The 26717-nt window shown below is 62.3% G+C and carries 27 protein-coding genes and 1 riboswitch; of the genes, 9 read left to right on the forward strand and 18 right to left on the reverse strand.

Going from position 1 to position 26717, the window contains the following annotated elements:
- Window positions 1-10 precede the first annotated feature (10 nt).
- Window positions 11-520 carry a pyridoxamine 5'-phosphate oxidase family protein gene (locus VWZ87_RS18925; RefSeq protein ID WP_416536650.1) on the forward strand — a complete coding sequence of 170 codons (510 nt, stop codon included), beginning with the start codon at window positions 11-13 and terminating at the stop codon, window positions 518-520.
- Between the two features lie 91 nt (window positions 521-611).
- Here the strand turns inward: VWZ87_RS18925 and VWZ87_RS18930 are convergent, their stop codons facing one another.
- From VWZ87_RS18930 to VWZ87_RS18945, 4 genes are all read right to left on the reverse strand, one after another.
- Window positions 612-797, reverse strand: a complete 186-nt coding sequence (locus tag VWZ87_RS18930; RefSeq protein ID WP_416536651.1) for a PLDc N-terminal domain-containing protein — start codon at window positions 795-797, stop codon at window positions 612-614.
- 33 nt (window positions 798-830) lie between these two features.
- Window positions 831-1094, reverse strand: a complete 264-nt coding sequence (locus tag VWZ87_RS18935) for a DUF7218 family protein (RefSeq protein WP_340547364.1) — start codon at window positions 1092-1094, stop codon at window positions 831-833.
- A 98-nt stretch (window positions 1095-1192) separates the two neighbouring features.
- Window positions 1193-2647 (reverse strand): mechanosensitive ion channel family protein, encoded by a 1455-nt coding sequence (locus VWZ87_RS18940; RefSeq protein WP_416536652.1) that lies wholly within the window; start codon window positions 2645-2647, stop codon window positions 1193-1195.
- 212 nt (window positions 2648-2859) lie between these two features.
- Window positions 2860-2985, reverse strand: a complete 126-nt coding sequence (locus tag VWZ87_RS18945) for an entericidin A/B family lipoprotein (RefSeq protein ID WP_072505423.1) — start codon at window positions 2983-2985, stop codon at window positions 2860-2862.
- A gap of 238 nt (window positions 2986-3223) precedes the next feature.
- On the opposite strand from VWZ87_RS18945, the gene VWZ87_RS18950 reads away from it, so the two are divergent.
- Together VWZ87_RS18950 and VWZ87_RS18955 are read left to right on the forward strand one after the other, a co-directional pair.
- The gene (locus tag VWZ87_RS18950) at window positions 3224-4306 is read left to right on the forward strand and encodes an IS1595 family transposase (protein ID WP_416536653.1); all 1083 of its coding nucleotides are present in this window, start codon (window positions 3224-3226) and stop codon (window positions 4304-4306) included.
- A gap of 797 nt (window positions 4307-5103) precedes the next feature.
- Window positions 5104-5685, forward strand: a complete 582-nt coding sequence (locus VWZ87_RS18955) for an exopolysaccharide biosynthesis protein (protein ID WP_416536654.1) — start codon at window positions 5104-5106, stop codon at window positions 5683-5685.
- Between the two features lie 6 nt (window positions 5686-5691).
- Here VWZ87_RS18955 and VWZ87_RS18960 read toward each other — a convergent pair whose 3' ends face one another.
- Genes VWZ87_RS18960 through VWZ87_RS18980 form a run of 5 tightly spaced genes read right to left on the reverse strand, consistent with a single transcriptional unit; the run spans window position 5692 to window position 11579 of the window.
- Window positions 5692-6972 (reverse strand): amidohydrolase family protein, encoded by a 1281-nt coding sequence (locus tag VWZ87_RS18960; RefSeq protein WP_416536655.1) that lies wholly within the window; start codon window positions 6970-6972, stop codon window positions 5692-5694.
- Window positions 6972-7916 (reverse strand): ABC transporter permease, encoded by a 945-nt coding sequence (locus VWZ87_RS18965; protein WP_416601207.1) that lies wholly within the window; start codon window positions 7914-7916, stop codon window positions 6972-6974. Before VWZ87_RS18965 ends, VWZ87_RS18960 begins: the two co-directional genes overlap by 1 nt.
- A gap of 1 nt (window position 7917) precedes the next feature.
- A complete protein-coding gene (locus VWZ87_RS18970; RefSeq protein ID WP_416536657.1) occupies window positions 7918-8967 on the reverse strand; it encodes an ABC transporter permease in 1050 nt (349 codons plus the stop codon).
- Complete coding sequence (locus VWZ87_RS18975) at window positions 8957-10537, reverse strand: ABC transporter ATP-binding protein (protein WP_416536658.1); 1581 nt, start codon at window positions 10535-10537, stop codon at window positions 8957-8959. Before VWZ87_RS18975 ends, VWZ87_RS18970 begins: the two co-directional genes overlap by 11 nt.
- A gap of 10 nt (window positions 10538-10547) precedes the next feature.
- Window positions 10548-11579: a BMP family protein gene (locus VWZ87_RS18980; RefSeq protein WP_416536659.1), complete on the reverse strand. Its 1032-nt coding sequence runs from the start codon at window positions 11577-11579 to the stop codon at window positions 10548-10550.
- A gap of 293 nt (window positions 11580-11872) precedes the next feature.
- On the opposite strand from VWZ87_RS18980, the gene VWZ87_RS18985 reads away from it, so the two are divergent.
- A complete protein-coding gene (locus VWZ87_RS18985; protein WP_340547356.1) occupies window positions 11873-12220 on the forward strand; it encodes a RidA family protein in 348 nt (115 codons plus the stop codon).
- Between the two features lie 60 nt (window positions 12221-12280).
- Here VWZ87_RS18985 and VWZ87_RS18990 read toward each other — a convergent pair whose 3' ends face one another.
- From VWZ87_RS18990 to paaZ, 6 genes are all read right to left on the reverse strand, one after another.
- A complete protein-coding gene (locus VWZ87_RS18990) occupies window positions 12281-13360 on the reverse strand; it encodes a FecCD family ABC transporter permease (protein ID WP_416536660.1) in 1080 nt (359 codons plus the stop codon).
- Between the two features lies 1 nt (window position 13361).
- Complete coding sequence (locus tag VWZ87_RS18995) at window positions 13362-14342, reverse strand: ABC transporter substrate-binding protein (RefSeq protein ID WP_416536661.1); 981 nt, start codon at window positions 14340-14342, stop codon at window positions 13362-13364.
- Between the two features lie 15 nt (window positions 14343-14357).
- Window positions 14358-15143 (reverse strand): ABC transporter ATP-binding protein, encoded by a 786-nt coding sequence (locus VWZ87_RS19000; protein WP_340547353.1) that lies wholly within the window; start codon window positions 15141-15143, stop codon window positions 14358-14360.
- Complete coding sequence (locus VWZ87_RS19005) at window positions 15140-15583, reverse strand: DUF1636 family protein (protein WP_416536662.1); 444 nt, start codon at window positions 15581-15583, stop codon at window positions 15140-15142. The genes VWZ87_RS19000 and VWZ87_RS19005 overlap by 4 nt, the downstream gene beginning before the upstream one ends.
- A gap of 103 nt (window positions 15584-15686) precedes the next feature.
- A riboswitch (cobalamin riboswitch) is annotated at window positions 15687-15901 on the reverse strand.
- Window positions 15902-15981: 80 nt separating this feature from the next.
- Window positions 15982-16803, reverse strand: a complete 822-nt coding sequence (locus VWZ87_RS19010) for a PaaX family transcriptional regulator C-terminal domain-containing protein (protein ID WP_416536663.1) — start codon at window positions 16801-16803, stop codon at window positions 15982-15984.
- 66 nt (window positions 16804-16869) lie between these two features.
- Window positions 16870-18900 carry a phenylacetic acid degradation bifunctional protein PaaZ gene (gene paaZ / locus VWZ87_RS19015; RefSeq protein ID WP_416536664.1) on the reverse strand — a complete coding sequence of 677 codons (2031 nt, stop codon included), beginning with the start codon at window positions 18898-18900 and terminating at the stop codon, window positions 16870-16872.
- Between the two features lie 123 nt (window positions 18901-19023).
- On the opposite strand from paaZ, the gene paaG reads away from it, so the two are divergent.
- From paaG to VWZ87_RS19035, 4 genes are read left to right on the forward strand one after another with little or no spacing between them, the layout of a single operon-like run.
- On the forward strand, window positions 19024-19809 hold the full coding sequence (gene paaG / locus VWZ87_RS19020; protein WP_416536665.1) for a 2-(1,2-epoxy-1,2-dihydrophenyl)acetyl-CoA isomerase PaaG: 786 nt from the start codon (window positions 19024-19026) through the stop codon (window positions 19807-19809).
- A 2-nt stretch (window positions 19810-19811) separates the two neighbouring features.
- The gene (gene paaI / locus VWZ87_RS19025) at window positions 19812-20237 is read left to right on the forward strand and encodes a hydroxyphenylacetyl-CoA thioesterase PaaI (protein WP_416536666.1); all 426 of its coding nucleotides are present in this window, start codon (window positions 19812-19814) and stop codon (window positions 20235-20237) included.
- A gap of 33 nt (window positions 20238-20270) precedes the next feature.
- Window positions 20271-21581: a phenylacetate--CoA ligase PaaK gene (paaK, locus tag VWZ87_RS19030; RefSeq protein WP_416536667.1), complete on the forward strand. Its 1311-nt coding sequence runs from the start codon at window positions 20271-20273 to the stop codon at window positions 21579-21581.
- A gap of 6 nt (window positions 21582-21587) precedes the next feature.
- Window positions 21588-22184, forward strand: a complete 597-nt coding sequence (locus VWZ87_RS19035; protein ID WP_416536668.1) for a TetR/AcrR family transcriptional regulator — start codon at window positions 21588-21590, stop codon at window positions 22182-22184.
- 204 nt (window positions 22185-22388) lie between these two features.
- Here VWZ87_RS19035 and VWZ87_RS19040 read toward each other — a convergent pair whose 3' ends face one another.
- Both VWZ87_RS19040 and trpS read right to left on the reverse strand, forming a co-directional pair.
- Window positions 22389-22595 carry a cold-shock protein gene (locus tag VWZ87_RS19040; RefSeq protein WP_014875579.1) on the reverse strand — a complete coding sequence of 69 codons (207 nt, stop codon included), beginning with the start codon at window positions 22593-22595 and terminating at the stop codon, window positions 22389-22391.
- Window positions 22596-22649: 54 nt separating this feature from the next.
- Window positions 22650-23678, reverse strand: a complete 1029-nt coding sequence (gene trpS, locus VWZ87_RS19045) for a tryptophan--tRNA ligase (RefSeq protein ID WP_416536669.1) — start codon at window positions 23676-23678, stop codon at window positions 22650-22652.
- A 128-nt stretch (window positions 23679-23806) separates the two neighbouring features.
- Here trpS and VWZ87_RS19050 point away from each other — a divergent pair, with 128 nt between their 5' ends.
- Window positions 23807-24493 carry a rhomboid family intramembrane serine protease gene (locus VWZ87_RS19050; protein WP_416536670.1) on the forward strand — a complete coding sequence of 229 codons (687 nt, stop codon included), beginning with the start codon at window positions 23807-23809 and terminating at the stop codon, window positions 24491-24493.
- 96 nt (window positions 24494-24589) lie between these two features.
- Here the strand turns inward: VWZ87_RS19050 and VWZ87_RS19055 are convergent, their stop codons facing one another.
- On the reverse strand, window positions 24590-26656 hold the full coding sequence (locus VWZ87_RS19055; RefSeq protein ID WP_416536671.1) for a TRAP transporter large permease subunit: 2067 nt from the start codon (window positions 26654-26656) through the stop codon (window positions 24590-24592).
- Window positions 26657-26717: the final 61 nt, after the last annotated feature.

Here is a 26717-nt window from a genome sequence, read left to right on the forward strand (position 1 = left end):
GAATTTTGACATGGCACGACAGACCGAAACCCAGCAGGAGGCGAGCTCTCAACTGTGGCACCAGCTGGAGAAACGCCGCACTTCGATGCTGGCTGTGCGTGACAGCGAGCAGCATCCGCAGCCGATGACGCATTTCGCGGATGCAGAGAATGGCGCGATCTGGTTCATCAGCTCCTCCGACAGCGATCTGGTCCGGGCAATCGGCCTTGGTGCCGACGCCCAGTTGACCCTTGTCTCCGACGGTCAGGATTATCACGCAAGCGTGCGCGGACCGCTGGAGGTCACCAATGACCCCGATAAGCTCGATGAGTTGTGGAGCTTTGCCGTCGGCGCCTGGTTTGAAAAGGGCCGTGACGACCCCAAGGTGACATTGCTCAAGATGACCCCGCGTGAAGCAGCGGTCTGGGCCTCGCAGGGCAACGCCGTTCTGGTCGGCCTGAAGCTGCTGCGCGCCAGCCTGAGCGAGACCGAGGGCCATCCGGATGTCGGCGTGCACCACGTGCTTCAGCTCAATACCTGATCGTCAGCACGTCGCGCGATCACGAAAAATGGCGCTGTCCCGTGTTGGGGCAGCGCCATTTTTTAACGTTTCAGGCTTCGGTCAGATGTGTTTATGCCCTTCGCGCGCGGGGGCCGAAGAGCAGCCAGCAGATGAAGCCAAGGATCGGCAGGATCAGCACGAAAACAACCCAGATGACTTTCTTGCCGGTGCCTGCGTTGGACCCGACAATCGACACGATTGCCCAGATGGATAGCAGCAGGACGATCAGCCCGCCGATGCCAGCATATTCTACCATATATAATCTCTCCTTGTCGGGGTATGGGCGCGGTCAGGCGCTGCGCAGCGCCTCGATCAGCGCGTCCTTGTTCATAGTCGAGCGCCCGTCGATATCCAGCTCGCGGGCGCGGTCCATCAGCTCGTCTTTGGTCCAGTCCTCATATGGGGGTGCCTTACCGCCCTTTTCAGATGGGGACATGTCATCATTTGCCTGCGCGTTGGCTATGGCGGCAGCCTTCGACTTGCCATAGCCCTTGTCGCGCAGGGCCTCATAGGTGTCTTCCTTCTTGATGGATGCGCTGTGGTCGTCGGCCATGGGGTGCTCCTCTTTTCCAAGCGCAACGCAGAACCTGAATAATTTGTTCCGCCCTCCCATATTGCCGCATTGCCATCTGGCCGTGGCGATTGGCGTTATCACTCCGCGTTCGGCCCGTCGCTCAGCAGGTCGCCGCCACCATCGGGGGCGTTGCGTTCGCGGGCGGCGGCCTCCTCATTGGCGTCCTCGACACGGGCTGGATCCGACGCTGCCGGCAGGGGGGTCTCGGCCGGGGCGGCGGCAGGTTTAGGTGCCGGGGCCTTCTGCGATTGCTGCTGGGCCACGGGCAGCAGGCTCGCGGCGTCCCGAGCATCAACACGCAGGCGGTAGATCGGCTCCGGCAGGCCAAACCCATTGCTTTCCAGCGCGGTCTTGGCAATCCGAATGGCCTCGCCACGGGCTTTTTGAAAACTGCTCTGGGTCTGATCGACCCAGCCGGTGAAGGTCAGGATCACATTTGAATCGCCAACCTCCTTGACCCAGGCACCAACCGATGGATCCCGCAGGACAAAGGGCAGCGATTGCAGGGCATCAACCGCCGTCGACAGGGCCGCGGCCAGATCGGCGTCGGCATCAACACCCAGTTCAAACTCGAACCGCCGGTTGGCATCGCGGGTGTAGTTGACGATCCGGCCCTTGAAGACGGTCGCATTGGGGATGCGGATATGGTTGCCTTCGGGTGAGATCAGGATGGTCGCGCGTGAGGTCAGCCGGGCAACGGTCCCCATATCGCCTGCAATCTCGACAAAATCATTCGGCCGAAACGGTTGCCGCAGGCTGAGCAGAATAGAGGCGATGAAATTCTCCACCGTGTCGCGCACCGCAAAACCAACCGCCAGACCAGCAACACCAGCGGCCCCCAATACGGCCCCCAGCAGCGCTGTTGCGTTGAGGATATCCAGCGCCACCACCAGCCCAAGGACGATAAAGGCAATGCGCGCCACACCGCTATAGACCTCCGCGATAAAGGAGTTTGGCGCCAGACGCTTCCAGATCCGCAGCCGCGTCGTCAGCAGCCAGCCAAAGGCGGAAATCATCACGAAAACCAGCATCGCGACAAAGAAAATCGGTGCATTGGCAATGATATTTCGGGTCCGCTCCTTCAGCCGGGAAAAGGCCGAGTCGAGCCGCTCATCAAGCCGCCCATTGATCGCGGTCCGGTTTTCGATCGCCACGACACCGTCAATGCGTTCGACCATCGTGGTCAGCTGGGTCTGGCGCGGATTGTCCAGAACCTCGCCCGACAGGGTCACAACGCCACTTGACACAGAGACCCTCACCTTGTCGAAGCCGTCGATTTCTCCCAGCAGCTGGACAATCCTGCGGCGGATCTGGGCGTCCGGGGCAGCTTTGCTATCGAGCTGGATTGCGCTGTCGGTCTGCACCGGATCGCTGGTCGCCTGAGCGGCGCCGGGATGCGGCAGCAACAGGCAGAATGTCAGCGCCATGACACTCAGATGCAGCGCAAGCCGGGATTGACGGAATGCCCGGGCCAGGGGCCGGGCGGCGGCGCCGACGGGATGGGGGGAGCGGCGGGCAGGGCGGTGGGGCATTGGCATCCTCGGTCTGGAACGCATCGGAAAGGGGCGCGTGGCTCGCTGGTTGTAATACCCGTCAGGCCATTGATCGCGCTGCAATGGTTCTTCGAGTTACGGGGAACGTCAACCGCCGACCGCCATCAGCACCGCAATATCCGGATGCGCGCGGGATCGGACAGAAAAACCCCGCCAGAACTGGTCTGACGGGGCATGAATCGGGCGGCGCTTTACTGTGCTTCCTGAGATTCCTCGGTGATCGCGTCGCCAAGGTCGGAGACGTCACGGCCAAAGCCCTCGGTTGTTTCGCAGGCAGCCAGACCGGCCAGGGCAAGAGCGGCAATAATCAGTCGCATGTCAAATTCCTTTTGTTTCGCGGCGCGAACGCCGGTGTCAGATCCAAGTATCAGTCCCGAAAAATCGGGGCCGGTGTCGCACCGGCGGAGTATGGGGCGCGGGCAAAGCCCAGTCGCGGCCCCGGGTGGCCCCGATCTGGCGGGGCCTGCCCCGTCTCGTCACGGGGTTGCGCTGGGCTAACGCCTCTGCTGCCGGATCGGTTCCCGCCGAAGCTGCTGGCAGTCAAAGAAAAATGTCGTGTCCGCAAATCGTGTTGGGAAAATTTTCGAAGGGCCTTCGTTTTTTCACAATTGGCCAATATCGCTCCTAAAAAAAACAGCGGAGCGGATCGTGCAGGCACACGACTTTCGGCAATTCCTCGACCGGTTTCATGACCTGAACCCGGCGCAGATCGAGGACGCCAGAACAAAGATTAGGGATGTTCGGAGAAAAACCGAAGCCCTGGCCGAGATTGAATCACGAACAGAACAGGAACACAAGTGCCCGCATTGCGGCGACGACCGTCGCCAGAAATGGGGGCGGACTCGAACCAAGGTTCAACGCTACCGCTGCCTGGGTTGCCAGAAGACCTTCTGTGGTCGAACGACTTCCAGGATCAGGCACATCCATAGGCCAGATCTGTTTCTCGAAGTCATCCGGGATATGCTGGGCACTCGGGCACCTTCTTCCATTCGAGAACTGGCCAACCGATTGGACCTCGACAAGCACACAATCTGGCGGTGGCGCCTGATCATCATGCAGGGGTTAAGTGACTCATCCGACAATCACTTTTCCGGTATCGTCGAGGTGGATGAGACCTATCAGAAGGAATCTCGGAAGGGTTCCCGTGAGTGGGTGAAATACAAGCGCGACCCGGCCAACAATCCGAAACCTCCGCGCCTGCGCTGGTATGAATACAACAAGCTGGGCGTGAAGATGCAGAGGGGGCTCAGTCGTTGGCAGCTGCCCATCCTGACGGTCGTGGATCGAGGCGGAGCCAAGAGAGCTCAGCGGATCGCGGACCGGGCCAATACGACGATCCAGAGGGCCCTGGATCCTGTCATCCCGGCCGATGCTGTTCTGTGTAGTGATGCTCTGCGCGCGTATGGAAATTTCGCCAGGGTGAAAGGGCTGGAACACTTCGTGGTCGGTGGAGCGAAGGGCAAAGCCAAAGCGACCGCTTCACACCACATCCAGAACATCAATTCCCTGCATTCGAGATACGAGGACTTCATCCGGCATTTCAAAGGGCCGGCGTCAAAGTATTTGTCTGGGTATGTCGATTGGTTCATTGCGCGTCAGGCATCCATCGCTTCGATTGAAGTTTTCCGAGAAGCTTAGATCATCTGAAGAATAGCAATGTCCTTCTGTCCGACAATTTTGTCCATGGCAGGGACAGACCTATATTCTGGTTGTCAGGGAATGATCGGATGAATGACGATCTTCAAAGACCGTGCAAAACTTGGATGTAGGCGGTGGTGCGCCGAAAGCCAAAACAGGGAACAAAACGGAGTTCCAATGACCTAAAGTGTCAAAGTTAGGGGGTGCTACCTTGCGGTAGGCACCCCCTTTCCTTATCCGCCTTTTTGAGCGGAAAGGCTCTTGTAGGCCTTGATCGTTATCGCAACCCGCAATGCGGACTGAACAAGATCAAATACCGACGTCAGGGTGGTGAAGTCGAAATCCATCCGATCTTCCTTTCCGCGAGATCGGGCTTATCAGAGAGGGGTGGTGTTCCGCTCGTCGTCCCTTCGCGCCCAGGAGAAAATCCTCAGACTTCGAGACATCGTCAACCTTAGGCGATAGATGCTCGCTAACATCCGCGCCGTGCGTGGGCGGATGCCTTATGGAGATGTTTCCAAAGACCCCGATAAAGAAACTATTCGAGACACTTTTCTGGGAATGGGCAAAGGCTCATTCAGTAGCCAACACGATTTGCGGACACGACAAAGAAAAACACCTGACCTGCCTCGGGGGCGAGCGGTGTTGTCGTGCGCATTGTCCGGCGCTCGCTGGAACCGCAGGCGCGTCGAAACGTTTGCTCTCCAGAGACACAGAACAGACACGGAACCCGAGGCGTGACAGGTCGGACAGAGCTCCGAAGCGCGAACCGCAGGCCAGACAGGAGGCAGATCACAATGACAGCGCAGGACCATCCCGTCGGCGAGATAATCGAGGCGACGACCGAGTTGCTGGAAGAGGACAGCATTAGCGTTGCCGAGGTTGTCGAGGATCTTGGCCATTCCTCTATGGCGGCTACCCTGTTGCTGCCCGCGATGGCGGTGGTGTCGCCGCTCAGTGGCGTGCCGCTGTTCTCGACTGTCTGCGGGCTGCTGATCTTTCTCATCGCCGGGCAAATGGCGCTTGGCCGGGATCACCTGTGGCTGCCGGATTGGCTCCGCCGACAGCGGATCTCCTCGGAGCGGGCGCGCAGGGTGCTGGGGCCTATGCGCCGGATGGCCCGATTTCTCGATCGCCATACCGAGGCGCGGGTGAAGATCCTGCTGCGCCAGCCCTTTGTCACAGTGCCGCGTATCCTGTGCGCCCTTTCTGGGCTGGCGATGCCGTTTCTTGAACTGGTGCCCTTCAGCTCTTCCACTCTGGGGGCGGTGGTCAGCAGCCTTGCCGTCGCGATGCTGACCCGCGACGGGCTGGTAATGCTGGTGGCGCTGGCGCTGCTGGCGGTAGCGGGCGTCGGCCTGCCTTACCTGCTGCTATGACGGGGATCAGCCCGGCAGGGTGTGGCGGCGCCGGACCTGTGCAGGGCGACCGGGCAGCGACAGCGCAGCATCGCCGCGTGCGCTGCGGCTGATCACCTTGCCCTTTGCCACAACTGCCAGACGGGCAGGCCGCAGGCGCAGTGCCTCGGTCGGGGTCGCCGCATCCAGCACCACCAGCGAGGCGCAATCGCCTTTCTTCAGCCCATAGCCGGCCAGCCCCATGATCGCGGCATTGTTCTCGGTCACCATGGTGAAACACTGCGCCATCTCGTCCGGGTGGGTCATCTGCGCCACATGCATCCCCATGAAAGCCACGTCCAGCATGTCGCCGGTGCCAAGGCTATACCAGGGATCCAGTACGCAATCCTGCCCCCAGCCCACCGTCACGCCATGGGCCAGCAATTCCTTCACGCGGGTCAGGCCGCGCCGCTTGGGAAAGCTGTCGTGGCGACCTTGCAAGACGATGTTGATCAGTGGATTGGGGATGGCGGCAATCCCGGCTTCGGCAATCAGCGGCAACAGCTTGGAGACGTAGTAGTTGTCCATCGAGTGCATGGAGGTGAGATGGCTGCCGGCCACGCGCCCCTGCAAGCCGTGGCGCAGCGTCTCCTGCGCCAGTGTCTCGATGTGTCGCGACAGCGGATCATCGGTTTCGTCACAATGGATGTCGACCTGCAACCCACGATCCGCAGCGATCTTGCATAGATCGCCCAGAGACTCCGCACCATCCTGCATACTGCGTTCGAAATGCGGAATGCCGCCCACCACATCGACGCCCATATCCAGCGCGCGGATCAGGTTCTCGCGACCATTCGGCGCCCGGTACAACCCATCCTGCGGAAAGGCGACCAATTGCAGGTCGATGTACTCCTTGACCGCCTCGCGGACCTCCAGCATCGCGGTCACGCCCCGCAGGTGGTCGGGCGTGGTATCGACATGGGTGCGGATCGCCAGCAGTCCCATGCTGGCCGCCCAGTCGCAATAGGTCAGGGCGCGGCTGACCATATCCTCGACACTGGCCTCCTCGCGCAGCTCTCCCCAAAGGCTGATGCCCTCCAGGAGTGTGCCAGAGGCATTGACCCGCGGCAGCCCGTAGGAGAGCGTCGCATCCATGTGGAAATGCGGATCGACAAAGGGGGGCGTGACCAGATCGCCGCTGGCCTCGATGGTTTCTCTGGCCGCCGCGTCAATGGACGGCGCCACCTCGGTGATGATGTCACCGGTGATGCCGATATCCGCGACCGAGCCATCGGGCAGCGTGCCGCCCTTGATCAACAGATCCAACATCATCTTTCTCCCTTGTTGAATGGCACCATCAATGCGGCAGGCACCTCGGCGCGGCGCGACATCACGATCAACGCCAGTATCGACAGAATATAGGGCATCATCAGGAACAGCTGGTAGGGCACCACCGCGCCGATCCCGGTCTGTTGCAGGCGGATCTGCAAGGCATCAAAGGCGGCAAAGAGGATGGCGCCCAACACCGCCTTGCCCGGTCGCCACGCGCCAAAGACCACCAGCGCAATGCAGATCCAGCCGCGCCCGTTCACCATATCGAAAAAGAAACTGTCAAAGGCCGAAAGCGTCAGGAACGCGCCTCCCACCGCCATCAGGCCGCTGCCCACCACCACCGCCCCCATGCGGATCGCGGTCACTGACAGCCCCTGTGCGGCCACTGCCGATGGGTTCTCACCCGCCGCGAGCACCGCCAGCCCCAGCGGCGTTCGGTAGAGCACATAGGCACAGAGCGCCGCCAGCACAAAGGCGGCATAGGTCAGCGGCGTCTGTGAAAACAGGGCCGGGCCGATCAGCGGCAGATCCGACAGCAGCGGGATTTCATAGGGCTGAAACGCCTCGATCTTGGGCGGCGAGGACACCTCCGGCAGCACCACGCGGTAGGTGTAGAAGGTCAGCGAAGTCGCCAACAGTGTCAGCCCGATGCCCACCACATGCTGCGACAGCCCGAAAGGCACGCTGAGCGTCGCATGCAGCAGGCCAAAGGCCATGCCGGTCAGCAGCGCCACACCAACCCCGCCCCAAAGGGGCAGCCCGGCCCAGACCGCGATCCAGCCGGAGAAGGCACCCGCGACCATGATCCCCTCGATCCCGAGATTGAGCACGCCCGCGCGTTCGCAGATCAGCTCCCCCAGCGTGGCAAAGATCAGCGGCGAGGCGATGCGGATCGCAGCGGCCCAGAAGCTGGCGGAAAGCAGGATTTCGAGAATGTCCATCTCAGTCCCTCCGCAGCCGGAATTTGCTGAGCAGGATCGCCATCACCATCAGCAGCAGAGCCGAGGCCAGCATGATATCGGCCAGATAGCTGGGAACACCTGCGGCGCGGCTCATACTGTCCGCTCCGACAAAGATCGCGGCGACAAACAGCGCTGCAAAAACCACGCCAATCGGATGCAGCAGCGCCAGCATGGCCACAACGATGCCCGTGTAGCCAAAACCGGGGCTGAGATCGAGCGTCAGCGCCCCCTTGAGACCGGCCACCTCCGAATAACCCGCCAGCCCGGCCAGCCCGCCGGACAACAGCGCGGTTTTCAGGATCACCTTTGTGACCGGAATGCCTGCAAATCGCGCGGCTTCGGCGTTCTGGCCAACTGCGCGCATCTCATAGCCCAGCGTGGTGCGGGTGTTGATCACCCAGATCACCAGCGCAGAAATCAGCGCCAGCGCAAACCCCCAGTGCAGCCGCAGCCCGTCCACCACCCGGGGCAGCCGCGCGTCGGCGCTTAGCCGGGGTGATTTTGGCCAGCCCATGCCCATCGGATCCTTTAGCGGCCCTTCCAGCAGGTAGGAGACGAACAACAGGAATATGAAGTTGAACAGCAGCGTGGTGACCACCTCATCCACCCCCAGTCGCGTTTTAAGCAGCGCAGGCCCCAGCAGCAGCACAGCCCCCGCGATCAGAGCCGCCGCACCAAGCAGGGGCAGCAGCAGCGGTGCAGGCAAGTTCAGCGCGCCGGTGCCCAGAACAACGGTGATCACAGCCCCAGCATAGAGCTGCGCCTCGGCTCCGATATTCCAGAGCTTGGCACGAAAGGCGACCGCAACCGCCAGACCGGTGAAAATCAGCGGGGTTGCGCGGTTCAACGTCTCAAGCAGCGCAAATTTCGACCCGAATGCCCCGCTCAGGATCAGGCCAAAGATCGACAGCGGTTCCCCCCCGGCGACCTGTGCAAGCGCGGCAGCAATGACAAATGTCGCCAGCAGTGCAAGGGCAGGCGGCAGCAGCCGCCGCTGCCAGCTTGGCGCGGCAATCGGTTCAAGCCGCATGGCCATCCTCCGTCTGTGGGGCATCCGACCGATCGTCAAACCCATGGCCGGCCATCCAGGCGCCCAGTTCCTCGGGCTGTTTGCTGCCACGGGCAAAACCGGGGCTCAGACGCCCTTCGCTGATCACATGGATCACATCGGAAAGCTGCATGATTTCGTCCAGATCCTCGGAAATCAGCAGAACCGCCGCCCCGCGCGCGCAGGCTTTGGCCAATTGTTCATGCACATAGGTGACCGCGCCGATATCCAGCCCGCGCACCGGCTGGTTGGCCAGAATGATCTGCGGGGCCTGTTCCAGCACACGGCCAAGGATCAGCTTTTGCATATTGCCGCCCGACAGCAGCCGGATGCGCGTGTCGGGGCCGGGACAGCGCACGTCATAGCCCGCAATCACCGTCCTGGCAAAGTCACGCGCGGCCCGCCAGTCGAGCCAGCCACGGCGGCTGAAGCGGGTCGCATAGGTTTCAAGGATCGCGTTTTCGGTCAGGTCAAAATCGGCAATCGTGCCGGTTTTGTGCCGGTCTTCGGGGATGCGAGCGATCCCGCTGTTGATCGCCTCACGCGGGGACCAGCCTGCCGGGGCGGCGCCGTTCAGGGTCAGCCTGCCGGACTGCGGCGTGATCAGCCCCGAGACCAGATCAGAAAGCGCGGCCTGACCATTGCCGGACACCCCGGCCAATCCGGTAATCTGACCCGCCGCCAGTTCCAGTGACACGCGCTGCAATCCGGGTGTTGCCCCAATGCTGGGGGTGGAGACCTCATGCAGCTGCAACAGGGCAGGACCGGGGGCGTTGGCGGTGAAATCCGCCGGCGTCACTTCTGCCCCCACCATCAGCGCCGCCAGTTCGTCACGGCTGGTCTCGGCGGTACGCCGCTCGGCCACCAGCCGGCCATGGCGCAGCACCAGCACGCGGTCGGAGATTGCCATCACCTCATGCAGCTTATGCGAGATGAAGATCACCGACAGACCACGGGCGATGGCTTCGCGCAGCGTGGCAAACAGCGCATCGGTCTCCTGCGGTGTCAGAACCGCTGTGGGCTCGTCCAGAATAAGGATCCGGGCATCGCGGTACAGCGCCTTCAGGATTTCCACCCGCTGGCGTTCGCCGACGGTGAGCCGCGAGACCTTGGCGTTGGGATCGACTTTCAGATGAAACTGCTCCGCCAGCGCGCGGATACGGGCCTTTGCCGGTCCTGCCCGCAGGCCCAGACCCAGCAGCGGCTCCACGCCAAGGGTGATATTCTCCCAGACCGTCAGATTATCCGCCAGCGTGAAATGCTGATGCACCATGCCGACGCCGCCATCCAGCGCGGCGCGCGGTGCACCGGGGGGCAGGGCCGTGCCGAACAGTTCCACGCCGCCAGCGTCCGCCGTGTATTGTCCGAACAGAATATTCATCAGCGTGGTCTTGCCCGCGCCATTCTCTCCCAGCAGGGCGATCACCTCGCCTGCAAACAGGTCAAAGCTCACGTCATCATTTGCGGTGACGCTGCCAAAATGCTTGGTGATGTGTTGCAGGCGCAGCACCGGGCCACTGCCCGATGCCTGCACCGTCTGGTCCGGCGTCATGCGCAGCTGCTCAGGAGGAGCCGGGCTCGGTGTCGTTGATCTCCACCACAAAAGAGCCATCCTTGATCGCTGCGCTGCGGCTGGCGATCAGATCCAGTGCCTCCTGCGGGATCTTGCCCTCAAAGGTGCCAAAAGGCGCCAGCGAGGCTCCGCCCTCCTTCATGAAGGAATAGATGCCATAGTCGGCAGCGGTGAAATTGCCGTCGCGCACCTTGGCGATGGCTGCATCCAGGGTCGGCTCAAAATGCCACAGCGCCGAGGCCGCCACCGTGTCAGGATAGTCGCTCTGGGTGTCGATCACATTGCCGATGGCCAGCACGCCCTTCTCCTTGGCCGCGTCGGAGACGCCAAAGCGTTCCGCATAGAGCATATCGGCACCGTTCTCGATCATGGCGAATGCGGTTTCCTTGGCCTTGGGCGGATCAAACCAGCTGCCGATGAACGAGACCTGGAATTTGATATCGGGGTTCATCTCCCGCGCGCCCGCCATAAAGGCGTGCATCAGGCGGTTCACCTCAGGAATGGGAAAACCGCCGACCATGCCGATATTGCCGCTCTCCGACATGGCCCCGGCCACGATCCCCGACAGGTAGGAGGCATCCTGAATGTAGTTGTCGAAGACCGCCAGATTGGGCAGCGCCGGATCCTCCTTGAAGGAAGAGCCCATCAGGAAGGCCACATCGGGATAATCTGCCGCCACCTCGCGGGCCTCGGCCTCAACGCCGAAGATCTCACCGATGATCAGCTTGTGCCCCTGTTCGGCATATTCGCGCATCACGCGCGGATAATCGGTGTTCGAGGTGTTTTCGGAAAACGTATAGGTGATGTCGCCACGGTTCTCTGCGGCGAGGGCGGCAACATGGATCCGGCTGACCCATTGCTGTTCGACGGGCACGGTGTAGATGCCTGCAACCTTGATCGGCTCGGCCGCTGTGGCCCGAAGCGGCAGCGAGGCGGCAAGCCCGACGGTCAGCGCTCCGGCGGCACAGCTGAGCAGAAAGTGGCGGCGCGACATTCGCGCGCTGGTCTTGGTCTGTGTCATGTCATTTCCCCCTGTCGATGGCCCTGCGTTGATGCAGGCTCTTTGGAACGTCGCCGGTCATGCCCGCGTGGTGTCGACGCTAGGGGGCTGGTCGTGACCCCGGCAATACGCGCCCTGTGTTCCGCAGGGGAAACTATAGGGGCGCGCTTCTCTTTTGGGCAAGGATGAATTCAGATATCGAAATTTGTGCGGTATTTGAACCGCTTGCCCTGCGCATTGCCTTGCTTTCGATGGGGCGGTATCCATGGTGCGGACCCGCCCTGTCGGCGCGGCCGACACCGAACGAGGATCACATGACACAGATTGAACGCAGCCACACCGGCCCCCGCATGAGCCAGATCGTCAAACATGGCGATACCATCTATCTGGCCGGTCAGGTCGGCACCGCCGGGGCCAGCGTCGCGCAGCAGACGCAGGATTGCCTCGACAATATCGACCGGCTGCTGGCAGAGGCGGGCAGCGACAAAACACGTATCCTGCAATGCACCATCTGGCTGTCTGACATGGCTGATTTTGCTGCGATGAACGAGGTGTGGGACGCCTGGGTGCCCGAGGGTCATACCCCGGCCCGGGCCTGCGGCGAGGCAAAGCTGGCGCGCCCCGAGTTTCTGGTGGAGATGATCGTCGTTGCCGCGGCCTGAGGCTGATAATTGCAAAAGGCCCCCGTCAGCGATGGGGGCCTTCTTTGGGATCGGGCGACCTTAGCGCCGCCGCAGCAGCCAGATAAAGAAGACGCCGCCGACCAGCCCGGTGACCAGCCCGATCGGCATGTCCTCTGGCGCCATCAGGGTGCGGGCGGCGATATCGGCAGAGACCAGAAACAGCCCGCCGAATAGTGCCGAGACCGGCAGCACCCGGCGGTGATCACCGCCAACGATCAGCCGCGCCACATGCGGGACGATCAGCCCGACAAAGCCGATCATTCCGGAAAAGGCCACCATCACCCCGGTGACCAGCGCGCCGACGCAAAAGGTCATCAACCGGAACCGCGCCACCGGTATGCCCAGGGTTGTTGCCGTTTCGTCACCGACGGTCATCGCATTGAGATCGCCAGAGCGGGACCAGAGCCACCCCCCGCAGAGCAGCAGCACCACCAGCGGATAGGCCAGGTGGCTCCACTGCGCGAGGCCAAGCCCGCCCAGCATCCAGAACACCACGGTATGGGTGGCGCGCGGATCTCCAAGGAAAATCAGAATATTGGCGCCTGCCATGATGACAAAGGAGACCGCCACGCCAACCAGAACCAGCCGGTCAGCTGTTGTCGCCTCGGCAAAGCGGGAGACCGCAAGGACCAGCGCGGTTGCGCCCAATGCGCCGACAAAGGCCAGCAAGGGCACTGTGAGAAGCCCGAGAAACAACCCGGTGTGCAGCAGCGCCAGAATGGCACCAAACGCACCGCCGGCCGAAATGCCCAGCAGATGCGGATCTGCCAGCGGGTTGCGGGTCACCGCCTGAAGGCTGGCACCCACCATGGCCAGACCGGCCCCGACCATCATCGCAAGCAGCGCGCGGGGAAACCGGATATCCCAGACGATGGCCGCCTGACCCTTGGTCCAGCCTGCGGCGAAATCGGCGCCCGATCCGCCGCCCAGCTTGTCGGCGATGATCCCCCAGACGGAGGTCAGCGGGATGCCGACCGCGCCCACGGAGACCGCAATCGACAGGGTCAGGGCCGTCAGCACGGCCCCGCCCAGGATCCAGGCCAGCCGCCCGCGCAGGCGCCGCCGGGCACGCGCGCTCAGGCGCGGCTCAGATGCGTGATGTGCGTCGGCTGTGGACATATCAGTTGCTTACCGCATCCGCGCGGGCGGCGTCAAAACCGGTGGCCAGTGTCTTGATCGCGCGGATATTGCGCGGACCCGGTGTGGCTTCGACATATTCCAGCGTCACGAAACGGTCGTTCTTCACCGCGTCGATCTCGGCAAAGGCCGGGTTGCCCCGCATGAAGGCGCGTTTTTCCTCGGCGGTGACCGAGCCGTAGTTGACGATGACAATCACTTCGGGGTTGCGCTCGACCACGGCTTCCCAGGTGACGGTGGCCCAGCTTTTCTCCAGATCATCCATCACATTGCTGCCGCCCGCGGCCTCGATCAGCGCGGTGGGCATGGCGTATTTCCCGGCGGTAAAGGGCGAATCCTCGCCGCTGTCATAGACAAAGACCCGCAGCGGCTCACCCGTCTCGGGGCGGTCCTTGGCAAAGGCGGCAAGCTCGTCCTTATAGCCAGCCACCAGCGCCTCGGCGGTGTCCTCGACCGCAAAGATCCGGCCCAGATTCAGCAGGTCATTATACATGTCATCCATGCTGACCTTGGCTTTTTCGCCGATGTGAATGCAGCTCTCGGTCAGCTCATAGACCTTGATGTCAAACGGCGCGAGCGTCTCGGGTGTGACCTCTCCGCCCACTTTCATGCCGTAGTTCCACCCGGCAAAGTAGAAATCCGCACCGGCGCCGATCAGCACTTCCTTGGAGGGGTATTTGGCCGATAGTTCCGGCAGCTCCGCCACGCCTGCGCGCATGACCGGATCCAGCGTTTTCCAGCCGGAAATACCGGTGTAGCCGACCATGCGGTCAGCCAGCCCCAGTGCCAGCATCATTTCGGTGAGATTGACGTCGTTGGAGACCGCGCGTTTTGGCGGTGCCGCAAAACTGACACTGCGGTTGCAGCTCTGCACGGTGGTCTCGGCCTGCGCCGCCGGGGCCAGGGAGGCACCAAGTAGGGTGGCGGCAAGCAGCGGCATCACAGTGGAAAGGCGGGCAAACATGATCAGGTGGTGTCCTTATGAAACAGGGAGATGAAAGGTAAGGTGATCCTGCCCGGAGGGGGCAAGTGTCTCGCGCCTCGCAGCGACGTTGAAGACCTCGCTAACGGTATCTTCGCTCAGAACGTCGCGCGGTGCGCCAAAGGCCAGCGTGCGGCCCTGCGCCATCAGCAGGATGTCGTCGCAGACCCCGGCTGCTATGTTCAGATCATGCAGGCTGGTGATGATGGTCACGTCGAGATCCCGGATCAGCTCCAGCACATCAAGCTGATGGCGAATGTCCAGATGGTTGGTGGGTTCGTCCAGCACCAGCAGGGCCGGCTCCTGCGCCAGCGCACGCGCCACCATGACCCGCTGACGTTCGCCGCCCGACAGGGTGCCAAAGGCACGATCGGCCATCTCGCCCAGTTCCAGACGATGGAGCATCCGGTCGACAATCGCCGCATCGCGGGCGCCCGGCGTGGCAAAACCGGACCGGTAGGGCGCGCGCCCCAGCGCGACAATCTCGGCCACGGTCAGGGCAAAATCGGTGGGTTGCTCCTGCAAGACAGCGGCAACGCGCTGCGCTGCGGCCTTGGGCGGAAGGGCCCAGATGTCGCTGTCGCCGACCTCAACCCTGCCGCTGCGCGGCTGGTTGAACCGGTAGATCACCCGCAGCAGGCTGGATTTGCCGGCCCCATTCGGCCCCACCACGCCCAGCACCCGGCCCGCGTCCAGATGAAAACTGGTCGGATGCAGGATCAGCGGAGCCATGCGGCCCGGGCCCCAGCTGACATCGGTCACGGTTACGGCAGCTGCGGTCATTCGGCAGGCTCCACCTGCTGCAGCGCCGCAGGGGCGGTGATGGCGGGCGCCGGGATCGCAGCGGCCGGGGCAGCCGGAACCAGGGCCGGGATGCGCGACAATGTGCAACGGCGCAGTTTTCCGGGGCGGTCAACCGAACTGCACCAGCCGTCAGCCAGCATCTGGTAGAGATCGGTGAAACTCAGGATATCGGCGAGATCCTCCTCGGGGCTGAGATCGCCAAAGACATAGCTTGCCTTGCCATCCGCCTGAAATCCGACGGTACAGGGATGGCTGCATCCGGCCATACAGGCCACGCCGGCAACCTCGATCGCCGCGCTGCCACGCCGGTCGAGTTCACGGCGCAGGGCCGCAATCAGCTCCGGCCCCGGACGGCTGCCCGGGGTCGCGCCCTTGCAGGATGTGCACACCAGAATACGGTGCCGTGCTGTCCCGTCCATAGCGCCCTCCGCGCAATCCGGTCAGGTGATGAGGGGGAAGGGGATCAGCAATGCCTCAGCGCCACGCAAAATCGTCCTGCCCGCCGGAACACCCCGCCCGGTCAATAGGTTTCCAGTCGATGGCAGGTCTCCTGACTTGCGGGTTGCTGCGGGCCTCGGCCTTCCCGGCGCCAGCGCCAGTGGTCAATCGAGGTCGCTCACCGCTCACAGTTGCGGGGGCAGTCGCGGATTCGGCGCCTGATGGCTACACCACACCGCGTTCCCTTTTCATCCCGTGACCGCTTTTGGGTCTTGGGAACCATCTCCGGTTTTGGGTAGATTTCTCGCCGGGGTTTGTAAAGGGGAAACCGTCTGCCAATGCGTGTGCCGCCAGGGCGGAGGTGGCGCAAATGCGCGCCTCAGGGCTCTTCGGGCTGAAGCAGTTCACCACCGGCGCCAAGCCGGGGGCGCGGCAGGTGCTGCAACAGGGTTGCCACGCGCTGGCGGCAATGCTCCCCGGTCCAGTCCGCGGGGTGAAACCGTGGCGGCAGGTCGGGGTGGCGCAGCACCACACGCCGCCAGCGGTGCACGATCAGGGTCCGCAGCGTGGCAATCTGCGCCGGATCAAGCGCGCCTGGCTCGGTCATCTTTGGCGGTGTCAGACCGCTCAACGTGGTGTCGAGCCGGGCGCAGGCCTGTCTCAGGTCATCGGGAAACAGCCGGTCCCGCAGCCAATCGGGCACCGTCAATTCCGGCTGTTCCACCACAAGGAAATTGTCCCGACCCTGCGGCAGCGGACCGTGACCCAGCAGGGTCGAACGGTTGATCGCGACATAATTGGGCTGCTGCACCAGCGCATCCAGCGCGCTGTTCTGCCCATCCGCAGCCACCAGCAGGTGCCAGTCGGCGGGGGGCACGGTGGTTGGCGCATAGATGCGCGGGGTGACGGCGGCGGACTGACTGCGCCCCATCGGCGTCAGGAAATGGACCGACGCCCGGCCCGAGCGTGTGCTGTCGATCCAGCCATCCTTGCGCAGCCGGTGCAGCGCGACGCGGATCGCCTCGGGCTTGATGCCCATCGGCGTGATGATCCGGGTGAGGGCGCTGCCGCCGATCTGATCCCCCTCGCGCTGCGCCAGATCGCCAAACAGCGAGACAATAATCGACCACACCCGCTGGTTCTGCGGATCGCTGAGGGCGGTTACGGCGGTGTCGAACCAGAGGGTCTGCGGGTCGGTCATATAGAATAGATAAATCGCCCGGGCCGGTTAGGCCAGACCGGGCGAGTGTTTCACTGCAAACACCTGTCAGAAGGCATTCATCGTCAGCAGCTCATATTCGGCGGCAATCTCGTCGTCCTGATTGGTCAGGGTGACATGCCAGCGCACTTCGCCGTAGTCCTCGTTGCGGGGAGTTTTTTTCTTCACCGTCAGGCGCACCCTGATGCTGTCACCTGCCGAAATCGGCTTCATGAAGCGCAGGGAATCGAGGCCGGTATTGGCCAGAACCGGGCCTTCGTCCGGCTGCACGAACATGCCCGCCGCAAACGACAGCAGCAGGTAGCCATGCGCCACGCGGCCCGGAAAAAACGGGTTCCGCTTGGCGGCGTCGTCGTCCATGTGGGCATAGAAGGTGTCGCCGGTGAAATGGGCGAAGGTCTCGATATCCTCCAGCGTCACGGTGCGCGGCGCGGTGTGCAGGGTCTCGCCAATCGCCAGCTCGCCGAATTTACGGGTGAACGGATGTGCCGGGCCCTTGATCTCTGTGCCGCCGGGGACCCATGTCTTGCCAATCGCAGACAGGATATCGGGCGAGCCCTGAATGGCGGTGCGTTGCATGTAATGTTTGACGCCGCGCACGCCGCCCAGCTCCTCGCCACCGCCGGCACGGCCCGGGCCGCCATGCACCATGTGGGGCAGGGGGGAACCATGGCCGGTCGATTCCTTCATCGAGTCGCGGTTGTTGAAATAAAGCCGCCCGTGGTAGGCGCCAGCCCCCAGCGCGACCTCTCGGGCCACCTCAGTATCATGGGTGATGACCGAGGCGACCAGCGAGCCTTCACCGCGATTGGCGAGAGCAATCGCATGGCTCAGATCGCGGTAGCCCATAATGGTGGAGACGGGGCCGAAGGCCTCGGTGTCATGGATCCGCTGGGCATGGTCCGGGTCGGCGCAGTGGAACAGCATCGGCGGCACAAAGGCGCCTTTGTCGGCGTCTGCACCATCGACGGTGAAGTTCTCGGGATCACCGAAGACACGCTCAGCTTCCTGGCCGATGATCGCCGCCTTTTCCAGCACGTCACGCTTTTGGCTGTTGGAGACCAGCGCGCCCATGCGGGTGGTTTCCAGGCGCGGGTCGCCGATCTGGGTTTTGGCCAGGCGGGCAGAGAGCGCCTCGATCACCGCGTCCACCTGCGCCTGCGGCGCGATGATGCGGCGGATGGCGGTGCATTTCTGACCTGCCTTGGTGGTCATCTCACGGCTGACCTCCTTGACGAACAGGTCAAACTCCGGCGTGCCGGGCTGCGCGTCCGGGCCCAGGATCGACGCGTTGAGGCTGTCCTGTTCGGCCACGAAACGGACCGAGTTTTCCAGGATCACCGGGTTCGCCCGCAGCTTCAGCGCGGTCTGCGCCGAGCCGGTGAAACTGACCACATCCTGCATGGTCAGATGGTCCAGCATGTCGCCGAGGCCGCCGGACACCAGCTGTAGTGCCCCGTCGGGCAGGAGGCCCGAGTCCAGCATCAGCCGCACCGCCAGCTCGGTGACATAGCAGGTGGCGGTCGCCGGTTTCACGATGGCCGGAACCCCTGCGAGCAGGGTCGGCGCCAGCTTCTCCAGCATCCCCCAGACCGGGAAGTTGAAGGCGTTGATATGCACTGCAACCCCTTGCAAAGGCGTGCAGATATGCTGACCGAGGAAGGTGCCGTTGCGGGAGAGATGCTCCACATCGCCGTCCAGATAAACATGCCCGTCCGGCATTTCGCGGCGCCCCTTGGAGGCGAAGACGAACATGGTGCCGATGCCGCCGTCGATGTCGATCATGTGGTCGGACTGGGTGGCACCGGTGTCAAAGCTGAGGTCATAGAGCGCCTGCTTGTGCTGGTTCAGGTGGCCTGCCAGCGCCTTCAGCATCCGGGCGCGGTCGTGGAATGTCAGCTTGCGTAAAGAGGGACCGCCCACCGTGCGGGCATGGTCGAGCATTGCCTGCACATCCAGCGCATCATTGCCGGCCTGGGCGAGAGGTGCGCCGGTAATGGCGCTGGCGATGTTGCGCGCGCCAGCCCCCGGTGCAACCCATTGGCCCGCAACAAAGCTGGAAACATCAAGAAGGCTCATGAGCGCGATCCTTTGCATCTGAACCAATGTGGTTCGGTCTGAGGTGAGAAGCTCCAAATATATTGACCAACCGGTCGGTTTATGCAAGGTCTTTGTTAACACATGTACGAGGGAGGCGCTGTGATGTCTGAGACGCTGCTGGTGAAGGACCACGAAAACTGGGTGGAAATCACCCTGAACCGCCCGGACCGGCTGAACTCTTTCAACGAAGAGATGCACCACGCCTTGCGCGCCGCCCTTGAAGCCGCGCGTGACAGCGGCGCCCGTGCAGTGCTGCTGACCGGCGCTGGTCGTGGCTTTTGTGCAGGTCAGGATCTTGGCGACCGCGACCCCCGCAAGATGGATGGTCCCCCCGATCTCGGGCACACGGTGCGGACCTTTTACGCGCCACTTGTGAACCTCATCCGCTCGCTGGACCTCCCGGTGATCTGTGCCGTCAATGGCGTGGCGGCCGGGGCAGGGGCCAATCTGGCGCTGGCCTGCGACGTGGTGCTGGCGGCGGAAAGCGCCAAGTTCATCCAGTCGTTCTCCAAGGTTGGCCTGATCCCGGATACCGGCGGCAGCTGGCATCTGCCGCGCCTGCTGGGCGAGGCCCGCGCCAAGGGGCTGGCACTGACCGCCGAACCGCTGCCCGCGAAAAAGGCCGAGGACTGGGGCCTGATCTGGAAGGCGCTGCCGGATGACGCGCTGATGGCAGAGGCCCGCGCGATGGCAGAGAAATTCGCCAATGGCCCGACGCTGGGCCTGGGGCTGACCAAACAGTGCATTCAGGCGGCGGCGGTCAACACGCTGTCTGACCAGCTGGAGATCGAGGCGGACGCGATGAAGACCTGTGGCGAAAGCGCCGATTATGCGGAAGGCGTCGCCAGCTTCCTCGAAAAACGCGCACCCGAGTTCAAGGGCAAATGACCATGACCCCGAAAGAACGCGCCGAGAAATCCGCCGCCGCCATGTGGGGCGAAGACCATGCGTCCAAATGGGCGGGGATGGAGATCACCCATGTGGACGAGGGCGAGGCGACGCTGGAGCTGACCATTGCGCAGCATCACTGCAACGGCCACGGCATCTGCCACGGCGGCGTCACCTTCATGCTGGCCGACAGCGCCTTTGCCTTTGCCTGCAACAGCCGCAACCAGTCGACCGTGGCGCAGCACAACGTGATCAGCTTCACCGCGCCGGGACGGCTGGGCGACAGGCTGATTGCCACGGCCCGCGAGATTTCCCTGACCGGGCGCAGCGGTATTTATGACGTGACAGTGACCAATCAGGACGGCCAGCAGATCGCCGAATTCCGGGGCTTTTCCCGGGCGATAAAGGGCCAGCTGTTTGATGAGTAAGCCCTATTGCAAAGACAAGCTGTGGAGAACGCCATGGAAGACCTGAGCCCGAAGAAGGCTGATCTGGACCCGATCGAGATCGCCTCGATCGACGAAATCCGCAGCCTGCAGCTGGAGCGGCTGAAATGGTCGCTGCGCCACGCCTATGACAACGTGCCGATGTATAAGGCGCGCTTTGACGAGGCAGGGGTGCATCCCGACGATCTACAACAGCTCTCGGATCTGGCGAAGTTCCCCTTCACCTATAAGAACGACCTGCGGGACAATTACCCGTTCGGCCTGTTTGCGGTGCCGCGCAGTGAAATCATCCGCCTGCACGCGTCCTCCGGCACCACCGGCAAGCCGACCGTTGTGGGCTATACGGCGAATGATATCAGCAACTGGGCCGATCTGGTGGCGCGCAGCTTGCGTGCCTCCGGCCTGCGCAAGGGCGACATGGTGCACAACGCCTATGGCTACGGGCTGTTCACCGGCGGCCTGGGCGCGCATTACGGGATCGAACGGCTGGGCGCCACTGTTGTTCCGATGTCGGGCGGCCAGACCGAAAAACAGGTGGGCCTGATCACCGATTTCAAGCCTGACGGCATCATGGTGACGCCCTCCTATATGCTCAACATTCTGGAGCAGTTCCACAAGGTCGGCTTTGATCCGCGCGAGTGCTCGCTGAAGGTTGGCGTTTTCGGGGCCGAACCCTGGACCGACGCCATGCGCAAGGAGGTCGAGGCGGCCTTTGACATGCACGCGGTCGATATTTACGGCCTATCCGAGATCATGGGGCCGGGTGTCGCCAATGAATGCGTCGAGACCAAGGATGGTCCGGTGATCTGGGAAGACCACTTCCTGCCGGAGATCATCGACCCGAAGACCGGCGAGGTGCTGCCGGACGGGGAGATGGGCGAGCTGGTGTTCACCACGCTGACCAAGGAAGGCCTGCCGATGATCCGCTACCGCACCCGCGACCTGACCCGGCTGCTGCCGGGCACCGCGCGCACGATGCGACGGATGGAGAAGATCACCGGCCGCAGCGACGACATGATCATCCTGCGCGGTGTCAATGTGTTCCCCAGCCAGGTCGAAGAGCAGCTCTTGGCCACCGGCGGGCTGGCGCCTTACTACCAGATCGAGCTGTATAAATCCGGCCGCATGGACGCGATGCGGGTCTTTGTGGAGGCCAACCCGGATGCCGCCGACGAACTCAGCAAGACCGCAGCCGCGCGGATGCTGACCAAGCGGATCAAGGATATGGTTGGCGTCTCAAGCGAGATCATTGTAGGCGAGCCGGGATCGGTGGAGCGCAGCCAGGGCAAGGCCAAGCGCGTCGTCGACAACCGCAGCAAGGAGTAACCCGGCTTGGCCCGCACCATCGCAAAAGACCACGACCACAAGCGCGCCCAGATCCTGAAATCCGCGGCGAAAGTCTTTGCGGAGGAGGGGTTCGACCGTGCGTCGATGACCCAGCTCGCGCGCGAATGCGGAATCTCCAAGGCGAATATCTACCATTACTACGACAGCAAGGATGCCGTGTTGTTCGGCCTCCTTGATACCTATCTCAGCGCGCTGCGCGACCGGGTCTGCACGGTCGATGTGACGGGCTTGTCGCCCGAGCAGCGTCTGCGGTGCATCGTGTCGGAAATCCTGCTGGCCTATCAGGGCGCCGATCATGAGCATCAGGTCCAGATCAGCGCCATGGGTGCCCTGCCAGAAGCGCAGCAGAAACTCCTGCGCGCCTACCAGCGCGAACTGGTGCAGCTGGTCAGCGATGCCCTTGCCGGGGTGGCCGCGCCAGCAATTGCCAAGGATCCGGCCAGGCTGCGCGCCGTGACCATGTCCGTTTTTGGCATGTTGAACTGGTACTATATGTGGAATTCCGGCGCAGGCCCGGAGGCACGCGAGGATTACGCGCAGATGGTGGCGGATCTGACGATGAACGGCATTCGCGCGCTCTAGCAGGCGACCATCGCCGCCGCTTGTCATCCAGAGTCACGACCAGAACAGGCCCAGAACAGGCCCTGAATAGGCCCCGGAACAGGCAAAAGACCCGAATACGCAAAAGGCCGCCTGAAACGGGCGGCCTTAGGTGATTCTATCCACAGGTCACTGTGGCCAGAATGTCTTTAGATGGATGGGCGCGGAAACTCCGCGCCGCGATCCTTACAGCAGTTCCAGCGAACCTGCGGACTGCTTGCCGTCACGACCAGTTTCCAGCTCGTAGGAAACTTTTTGGTTGTCGTTCAAACCATTAAGGCCCGAGCGTTCAACCGCAGAGATGTGTACAAACACGTCCTTGCCGCCAGACTCAGGCTCGATAAAGCCGTAGCCTTTTGTTGCGTTGAACCATTTCACGGTGCCATTGGCCATCCGAATTCTCCAGTATCTATCTCCCCGCAGGGTGCGGGATCGTAAGGCCTGATATCACAGAGTAACCGGCGCGACCATGCCCACAATGTCATAAGTTTTGCGAAGAATGGGGGCTGTGATTTCTCGGGCACGCTCTGATCCCCGGGCAAGGATCTTGTCGATTTCGTCCTGATGCTGCATCAGCCGGGCCATTTCCGTGGTGATCGGCGCCATTTTCGAAACCGACAGGTCGGCCAGCATCGGCTTGAACTCGGAAAACGGCTTGCCGCCGACTTCGGCCAGCACCTGTTCCACCGACAGTTCGGCCATGGCGGCATAGATATTGACCAGGTTGCGCGCCTCGGGCCGCCCCTCCAGCCCCTCAACCTCGGAGGGCAGGGCGTCAGGGTCGGTCTTGGCCTTGCGGATCTTCTTGGCGATGGTGTCGGCATCATCCGTCAGATTGATGCGGCTGGCATCCGAGGGGTCGGACTTCGACATCTTTTTCGATCCGTCGCGCAGGGACATGACGCGGGTGGCCGCCCCTTCGATCACCGGCTCGGTCTCCGGGAAGAAGTTGACACCGTAGTCGTGATTGAACTTCATCGCGATGTCGCGGGTCAGCTCCAGATGCTGCTTCTGGTCCTCGCCCACCGGCACATGGGTGGCGTGATAGACCAGAATGTCCGCCGCCATCAGCGCCGGATAGGCAAAGAGCCCTAGCGAGGCGTTCTGCGCATTTTTGCCGGCCTTGTCCTTCCACTGGGTCATCCGCTGCATCCAGCCCATGCGGGCGACGCAGTTGAAGATCCAGGCCAGCTGCGCATGTTCAGGCACCTGGCTCTGGTTGATCAGGATCGACTGCTCGGGGTCCAGACCCGCAGCAATGAAGCCCGCGCAAAGCTCGCGCGTGGATTTCTTCAGATCCGCCGGATCCTGCCAGACGGTGATCGCGTGCAGATCCACCATGCAGTAGATGCTCTCCACGTCCTTGGCCTGCCAGTCCACGAACCGCTTCAGCGCGCCAAGATAGTTGCCAAGGTGCAGATTGCCCGATGGCTGGATGCCGGAAAACACGCGGGGCGTGAATGTGGTCTCGGTCATCAAGAAACTCCCGTCTGGAATTAGGATCCTCGCTGGCTTAACCATGGCGGCAACCCTCGTCAACCGCGCGCGGATCAACCGGGCGGCCGGGCAGAACAGCAGAGCAGGCAAGCAGGAGCAAGAACACGATGGAATATCAAAAAGAGCCGTCGCCGGTGAACCCGCTGCCGCCCGTGGTGGTGGCGCTGGTGCTGATCCTCTTTGCCATCGAGGTCGGATTTTCCCTCGGCGCGCGCGGCATCATCGGCGGCCCCGAGGCGATTGGCTGGCGGCTACAGGCGATCCAGACCTATTCGTTCTCGTCCGACATCTTCTGGTGGATGTGGGAGACCGGGCAATGGCCGGTGGAGCATCTGATCCGCTTTGTCTCCTATCCCTTTGTGCATGTGGCCTTTACCCAGACGCTGTTTGTCTGCGTTTTCGTGCTTGCCATGGGCAAGATGGTGGGCGAGATCTTTGGCGATCTGGCCATGATACTGGTGTTTCTGATATCCGGCATTGGCGGCGCCTTTGGCTATGCGCTGCTCACTCAATCGCCGGTGCCGCTGATCGGTGGCTTTCCCGCCGTCTACGGGCTGATCGGAGCCTTTACCTATATCCTGTGGCGGCAATTGTCGCTTGTCGGCGCCCAGCAAAGCCGCGCCTTCACGCTGATTGCCTTTCTGATGGGGATCCAGCTGCTGTTTGGCCTGCTGTTTGGCGGCACGCTTGACTGGGTCGCCGATCTCTGCGGCTTTGCCACCGGCTTTGGTCTCTCCTTCTTTCTCGCCCCCGGCGGCTGGGCCCGCATCCGCAACCGCATCCGCCGGGAGTAGGGGGCGAAGGCCGCAGGATCGGACAGGGCGTTCTCAGTTCGATACTGGCAGCGGGAAAGGGCTGGTGGCGCCACTCTGGACGCCACAAGCCTGGCCTCAATAGGCCACCGATGGCAGCCAGGTCGCGATCGACGGGAACCAGATCACCAGGGCGAGTCCGGTCAGTTGCAGCAGGATGAAGGGAACGACGCCCTTGTAGATATCCGTCAGCGTGACCTCGGGCGGGCAGACGCCTTTCAGGTAGAACAGCGAAAACCCCACCGGCGGTGTCAGGAAGCTCGTTTGCAGCGTTACAGCGACGAGGATCACGAACCAGACAAGCTCCGGGTTATCCAGCCCATAGCCAGGTACCGACAAACTCATTGCCGCAATGATCGGAGCGACAAGCGGCAGGATGATGAGCGTGATCTCGATCCAGTCCAACACAAAACCAAGCAGAAATACGATGAACAGAATGAACAGGATCGTGCCCATTTCTCCCAGGCCCATGCCTTCGATGGTGTGGGTGATCAGCTCATCGCCGCCCAATTCGCGCAGAACAAAGGCAAAGCAGGTGGCACCAAGGAAGATCGCAAAGATATAGGCCGTTGTCTTGAACGTGTTCCGTGTCACTTCGACCAGTTTCGCGATTGTCAGCTTGCGATAGCCTATTGCCAGCAGCGTGGCCCCGGCGGCGCCAACACCTGACGCTTCCGTCGGTGTCGCCAGACCGGCAAAGATCGACCCCAACACGGCAAAGATCAGCGCCACGGGCGGCAGAACCGCTTTGAACACATCCCAGATCGCCGCCCAGTCCACCTTCTTGGCACCCTCAGGCAGTGGCGCCACATCAGCGCGCAGGGTTGAAATCACCACGATGTAGAGGATGTAAAGGCCCCCGATGATCAGGCCGGGAAACAGCGCCGCCATAAACAGATCACCCACTGACAGCGCCATCTGGTCGGCCATGATGACTAGCATGATCGACGGCGGGATCAGAATGCCAAGCGTGCCGGACGAGGCAATCACGCCTGCCGCCAGTGTCTTGGAATATTTCTGTTCCATCATCGCGGGCATCGACAAAAGACCCAACAGCACGACGGACGCCCCGACGATACCGGTCGAGGCGGCCAAGATGATCCCGATCGCGGTCACGGTGATGGCCAGGCCCCCACGCATGGTGCCGAACAATCTCTGCATCGAGGTCATCAGCCGCTGTGCCACGCCGCTTTCGTCCAGCATCAGCCCCATGAAGATAAACATGGGAAGGGCAACAAGAACGGCGTTGGACATCGTCGCGTAAACACGGTTCACAACCGCGCCAAGTGTCAGGTAATCGAGCCCCGTAAACGTGGCCTCCATGCCCGTCCAGAGCAGCATGTCATTGTCGCCGAGGTAAGCAATACCACAGTAAAGAACGCCGATGCCCGACAGGACCCAGGCGACCGGAATGCCGGTGAACAGGACGCCGACGAAGGACATGAACATTGCGATTACGAGCTTTTCCTCAGGCGCCTCCACCAGCCGCATCAGGGTGAACGTCACGATGGCGAAGCCAATCATCATCCACATGAGGGGTTTCAGACCAGCACGATCCGACGATGGATCGGCGCGGGTCACCAGCATGTAGAGGTCATGAATCAAGCGTGCGACAGCAGCCATGGCAATCAGAACAAAGCTGGCCGGGATAACAGCCTTCAGCAGCCAGCGCGCCGGTAGGCCGGTGGGGCTGTCGGACCGTTCGTTGACCCGGTAACTGTCCTGAAAATAATCGAGACCCTGATCAATCATCAGGTAGCAGAACGGCAAGATCAGAACCACGATCCCGACAATTTCGATCACCCGCCGGGCGCGGAAGGAAAAGCCGGCACGCAAAACGTCGACGCGGACATGGGCGTCGGTGCTCAGCGCATAGGACACGCCGACCATGGTTGTCAGCGCATAGAGATGCCACTGCAATTCATCCAGCTTTGGAAAATTCAGATCCAGCGTATAGCGCATCCCAACCTGCACTATGATAGCAAGGATCAGGAGCACATTTGCCCACATAACGACGTGTCCGACGCCCTTTACCAGCCGGTCCAGCGTGGCTGCGAATTTCGGGTCTTTCCGGTCGTCGTTTTCGATTTCTTCCCAAAGCGGGTCATAGTGGGCGTCTTGGTGATCGTGAGATGTCGATGTCATTTCTTTTCCTCCCCTGAACCGGGCCTCCCCCGATCAGATCAAAAACCCGGACCGCAAAGCC

Origin of the sequence: Phaeobacter sp. JH20_37, from assembly GCF_048056015.1 — a bacterium.
GTDB classification, from domain to species: domain Bacteria; phylum Pseudomonadota; class Alphaproteobacteria; order Rhodobacterales; family Rhodobacteraceae; genus Phaeobacter; species Phaeobacter bryozoorum.

Coding starts and splice junctions, on each gene's coding strand:
- VWZ87_RS18925 (WP_416536650.1), top strand. CDS start 11: ATGGCACGACAGACCGAAACCCAGCAGGAGGCGAGCTCTCAACTGTGG.
- VWZ87_RS18930 (WP_416536651.1), bottom strand. CDS start 797: ATGGTAGAATATGCTGGCATCGGCGGGCTGATCGTCCTGCTGCTATCC.
- VWZ87_RS18935 (WP_340547364.1), bottom strand. CDS start 1,094: ATGGCCGACGACCACAGCGCATCCATCAAGAAGGAAGACACCTATGAG.
- VWZ87_RS18940 (WP_416536652.1), bottom strand. CDS start 2,647: ATGCCCCACCGCCCTGCCCGCCGCTCCCCCCATCCCGTCGGCGCCGCC.
- VWZ87_RS18945 (WP_072505423.1), bottom strand. CDS start 2,985: ATGCGACTGATTATTGCCGCTCTTGCCCTGGCCGGTCTGGCTGCCTGC.
- VWZ87_RS18955 (WP_416536654.1), top strand. CDS start 5,104: ATGACAGCGCAGGACCATCCCGTCGGCGAGATAATCGAGGCGACGACC.
- VWZ87_RS18960 (WP_416536655.1), bottom strand. CDS start 6,972: ATGTTGGATCTGTTGATCAAGGGCGGCACGCTGCCCGATGGCTCGGTC.
- VWZ87_RS18965 (WP_416601207.1), bottom strand. CDS start 7,916: ATGGACATTCTCGAAATCCTGCTTTCCGCCAGCTTCTGGGCCGCTGCG.
- VWZ87_RS18970 (WP_416536657.1), bottom strand. CDS start 8,967: ATGCGGCTTGAACCGATTGCCGCGCCAAGCTGGCAGCGGCGGCTGCTG.
- VWZ87_RS18975 (WP_416536658.1), bottom strand. CDS start 10,537: ATGACGCCGGACCAGACGGTGCAGGCATCGGGCAGTGGCCCGGTGCTG.
- VWZ87_RS18980 (WP_416536659.1), bottom strand. CDS start 11,579: ATGACACAGACCAAGACCAGCGCGCGAATGTCGCGCCGCCACTTTCTG.
- VWZ87_RS18985 (WP_340547356.1), top strand. CDS start 11,873: ATGACACAGATTGAACGCAGCCACACCGGCCCCCGCATGAGCCAGATC.
- VWZ87_RS18990 (WP_416536660.1), bottom strand. CDS start 13,360: ATGTCCACAGCCGACGCACATCACGCATCTGAGCCGCGCCTGAGCGCG.
- VWZ87_RS18995 (WP_416536661.1), bottom strand. CDS start 14,342: ATGTTTGCCCGCCTTTCCACTGTGATGCCGCTGCTTGCCGCCACCCTA.
- VWZ87_RS19000 (WP_340547353.1), bottom strand. CDS start 15,143: ATGACCGCAGCTGCCGTAACCGTGACCGATGTCAGCTGGGGCCCGGGC.
- VWZ87_RS19005 (WP_416536662.1), bottom strand. CDS start 15,583: ATGGACGGGACAGCACGGCACCGTATTCTGGTGTGCACATCCTGCAAG.
- VWZ87_RS19010 (WP_416536663.1), bottom strand. CDS start 16,803: ATGACCGACCCGCAGACCCTCTGGTTCGACACCGCCGTAACCGCCCTC.
- paaZ (WP_416536664.1), bottom strand. CDS start 18,900: ATGAGCCTTCTTGATGTTTCCAGCTTTGTTGCGGGCCAATGGGTTGCA.
- paaG (WP_416536665.1), top strand. CDS start 19,024: ATGTCTGAGACGCTGCTGGTGAAGGACCACGAAAACTGGGTGGAAATC.
- paaI (WP_416536666.1), top strand. CDS start 19,812: ATGACCCCGAAAGAACGCGCCGAGAAATCCGCCGCCGCCATGTGGGGC.
- paaK (WP_416536667.1), top strand. CDS start 20,271: ATGGAAGACCTGAGCCCGAAGAAGGCTGATCTGGACCCGATCGAGATC.
- VWZ87_RS19040 (WP_014875579.1), bottom strand. CDS start 22,595: ATGGCCAATGGCACCGTGAAATGGTTCAACGCAACAAAAGGCTACGGC.
- trpS (WP_416536669.1), bottom strand. CDS start 23,678: ATGACCGAGACCACATTCACGCCCCGCGTGTTTTCCGGCATCCAGCCA.
- VWZ87_RS19050 (WP_416536670.1), top strand. CDS start 23,807: ATGGAATATCAAAAAGAGCCGTCGCCGGTGAACCCGCTGCCGCCCGTG.
- VWZ87_RS19055 (WP_416536671.1), bottom strand. CDS start 26,656: ATGACATCGACATCTCACGATCACCAAGACGCCCACTATGACCCGCTT.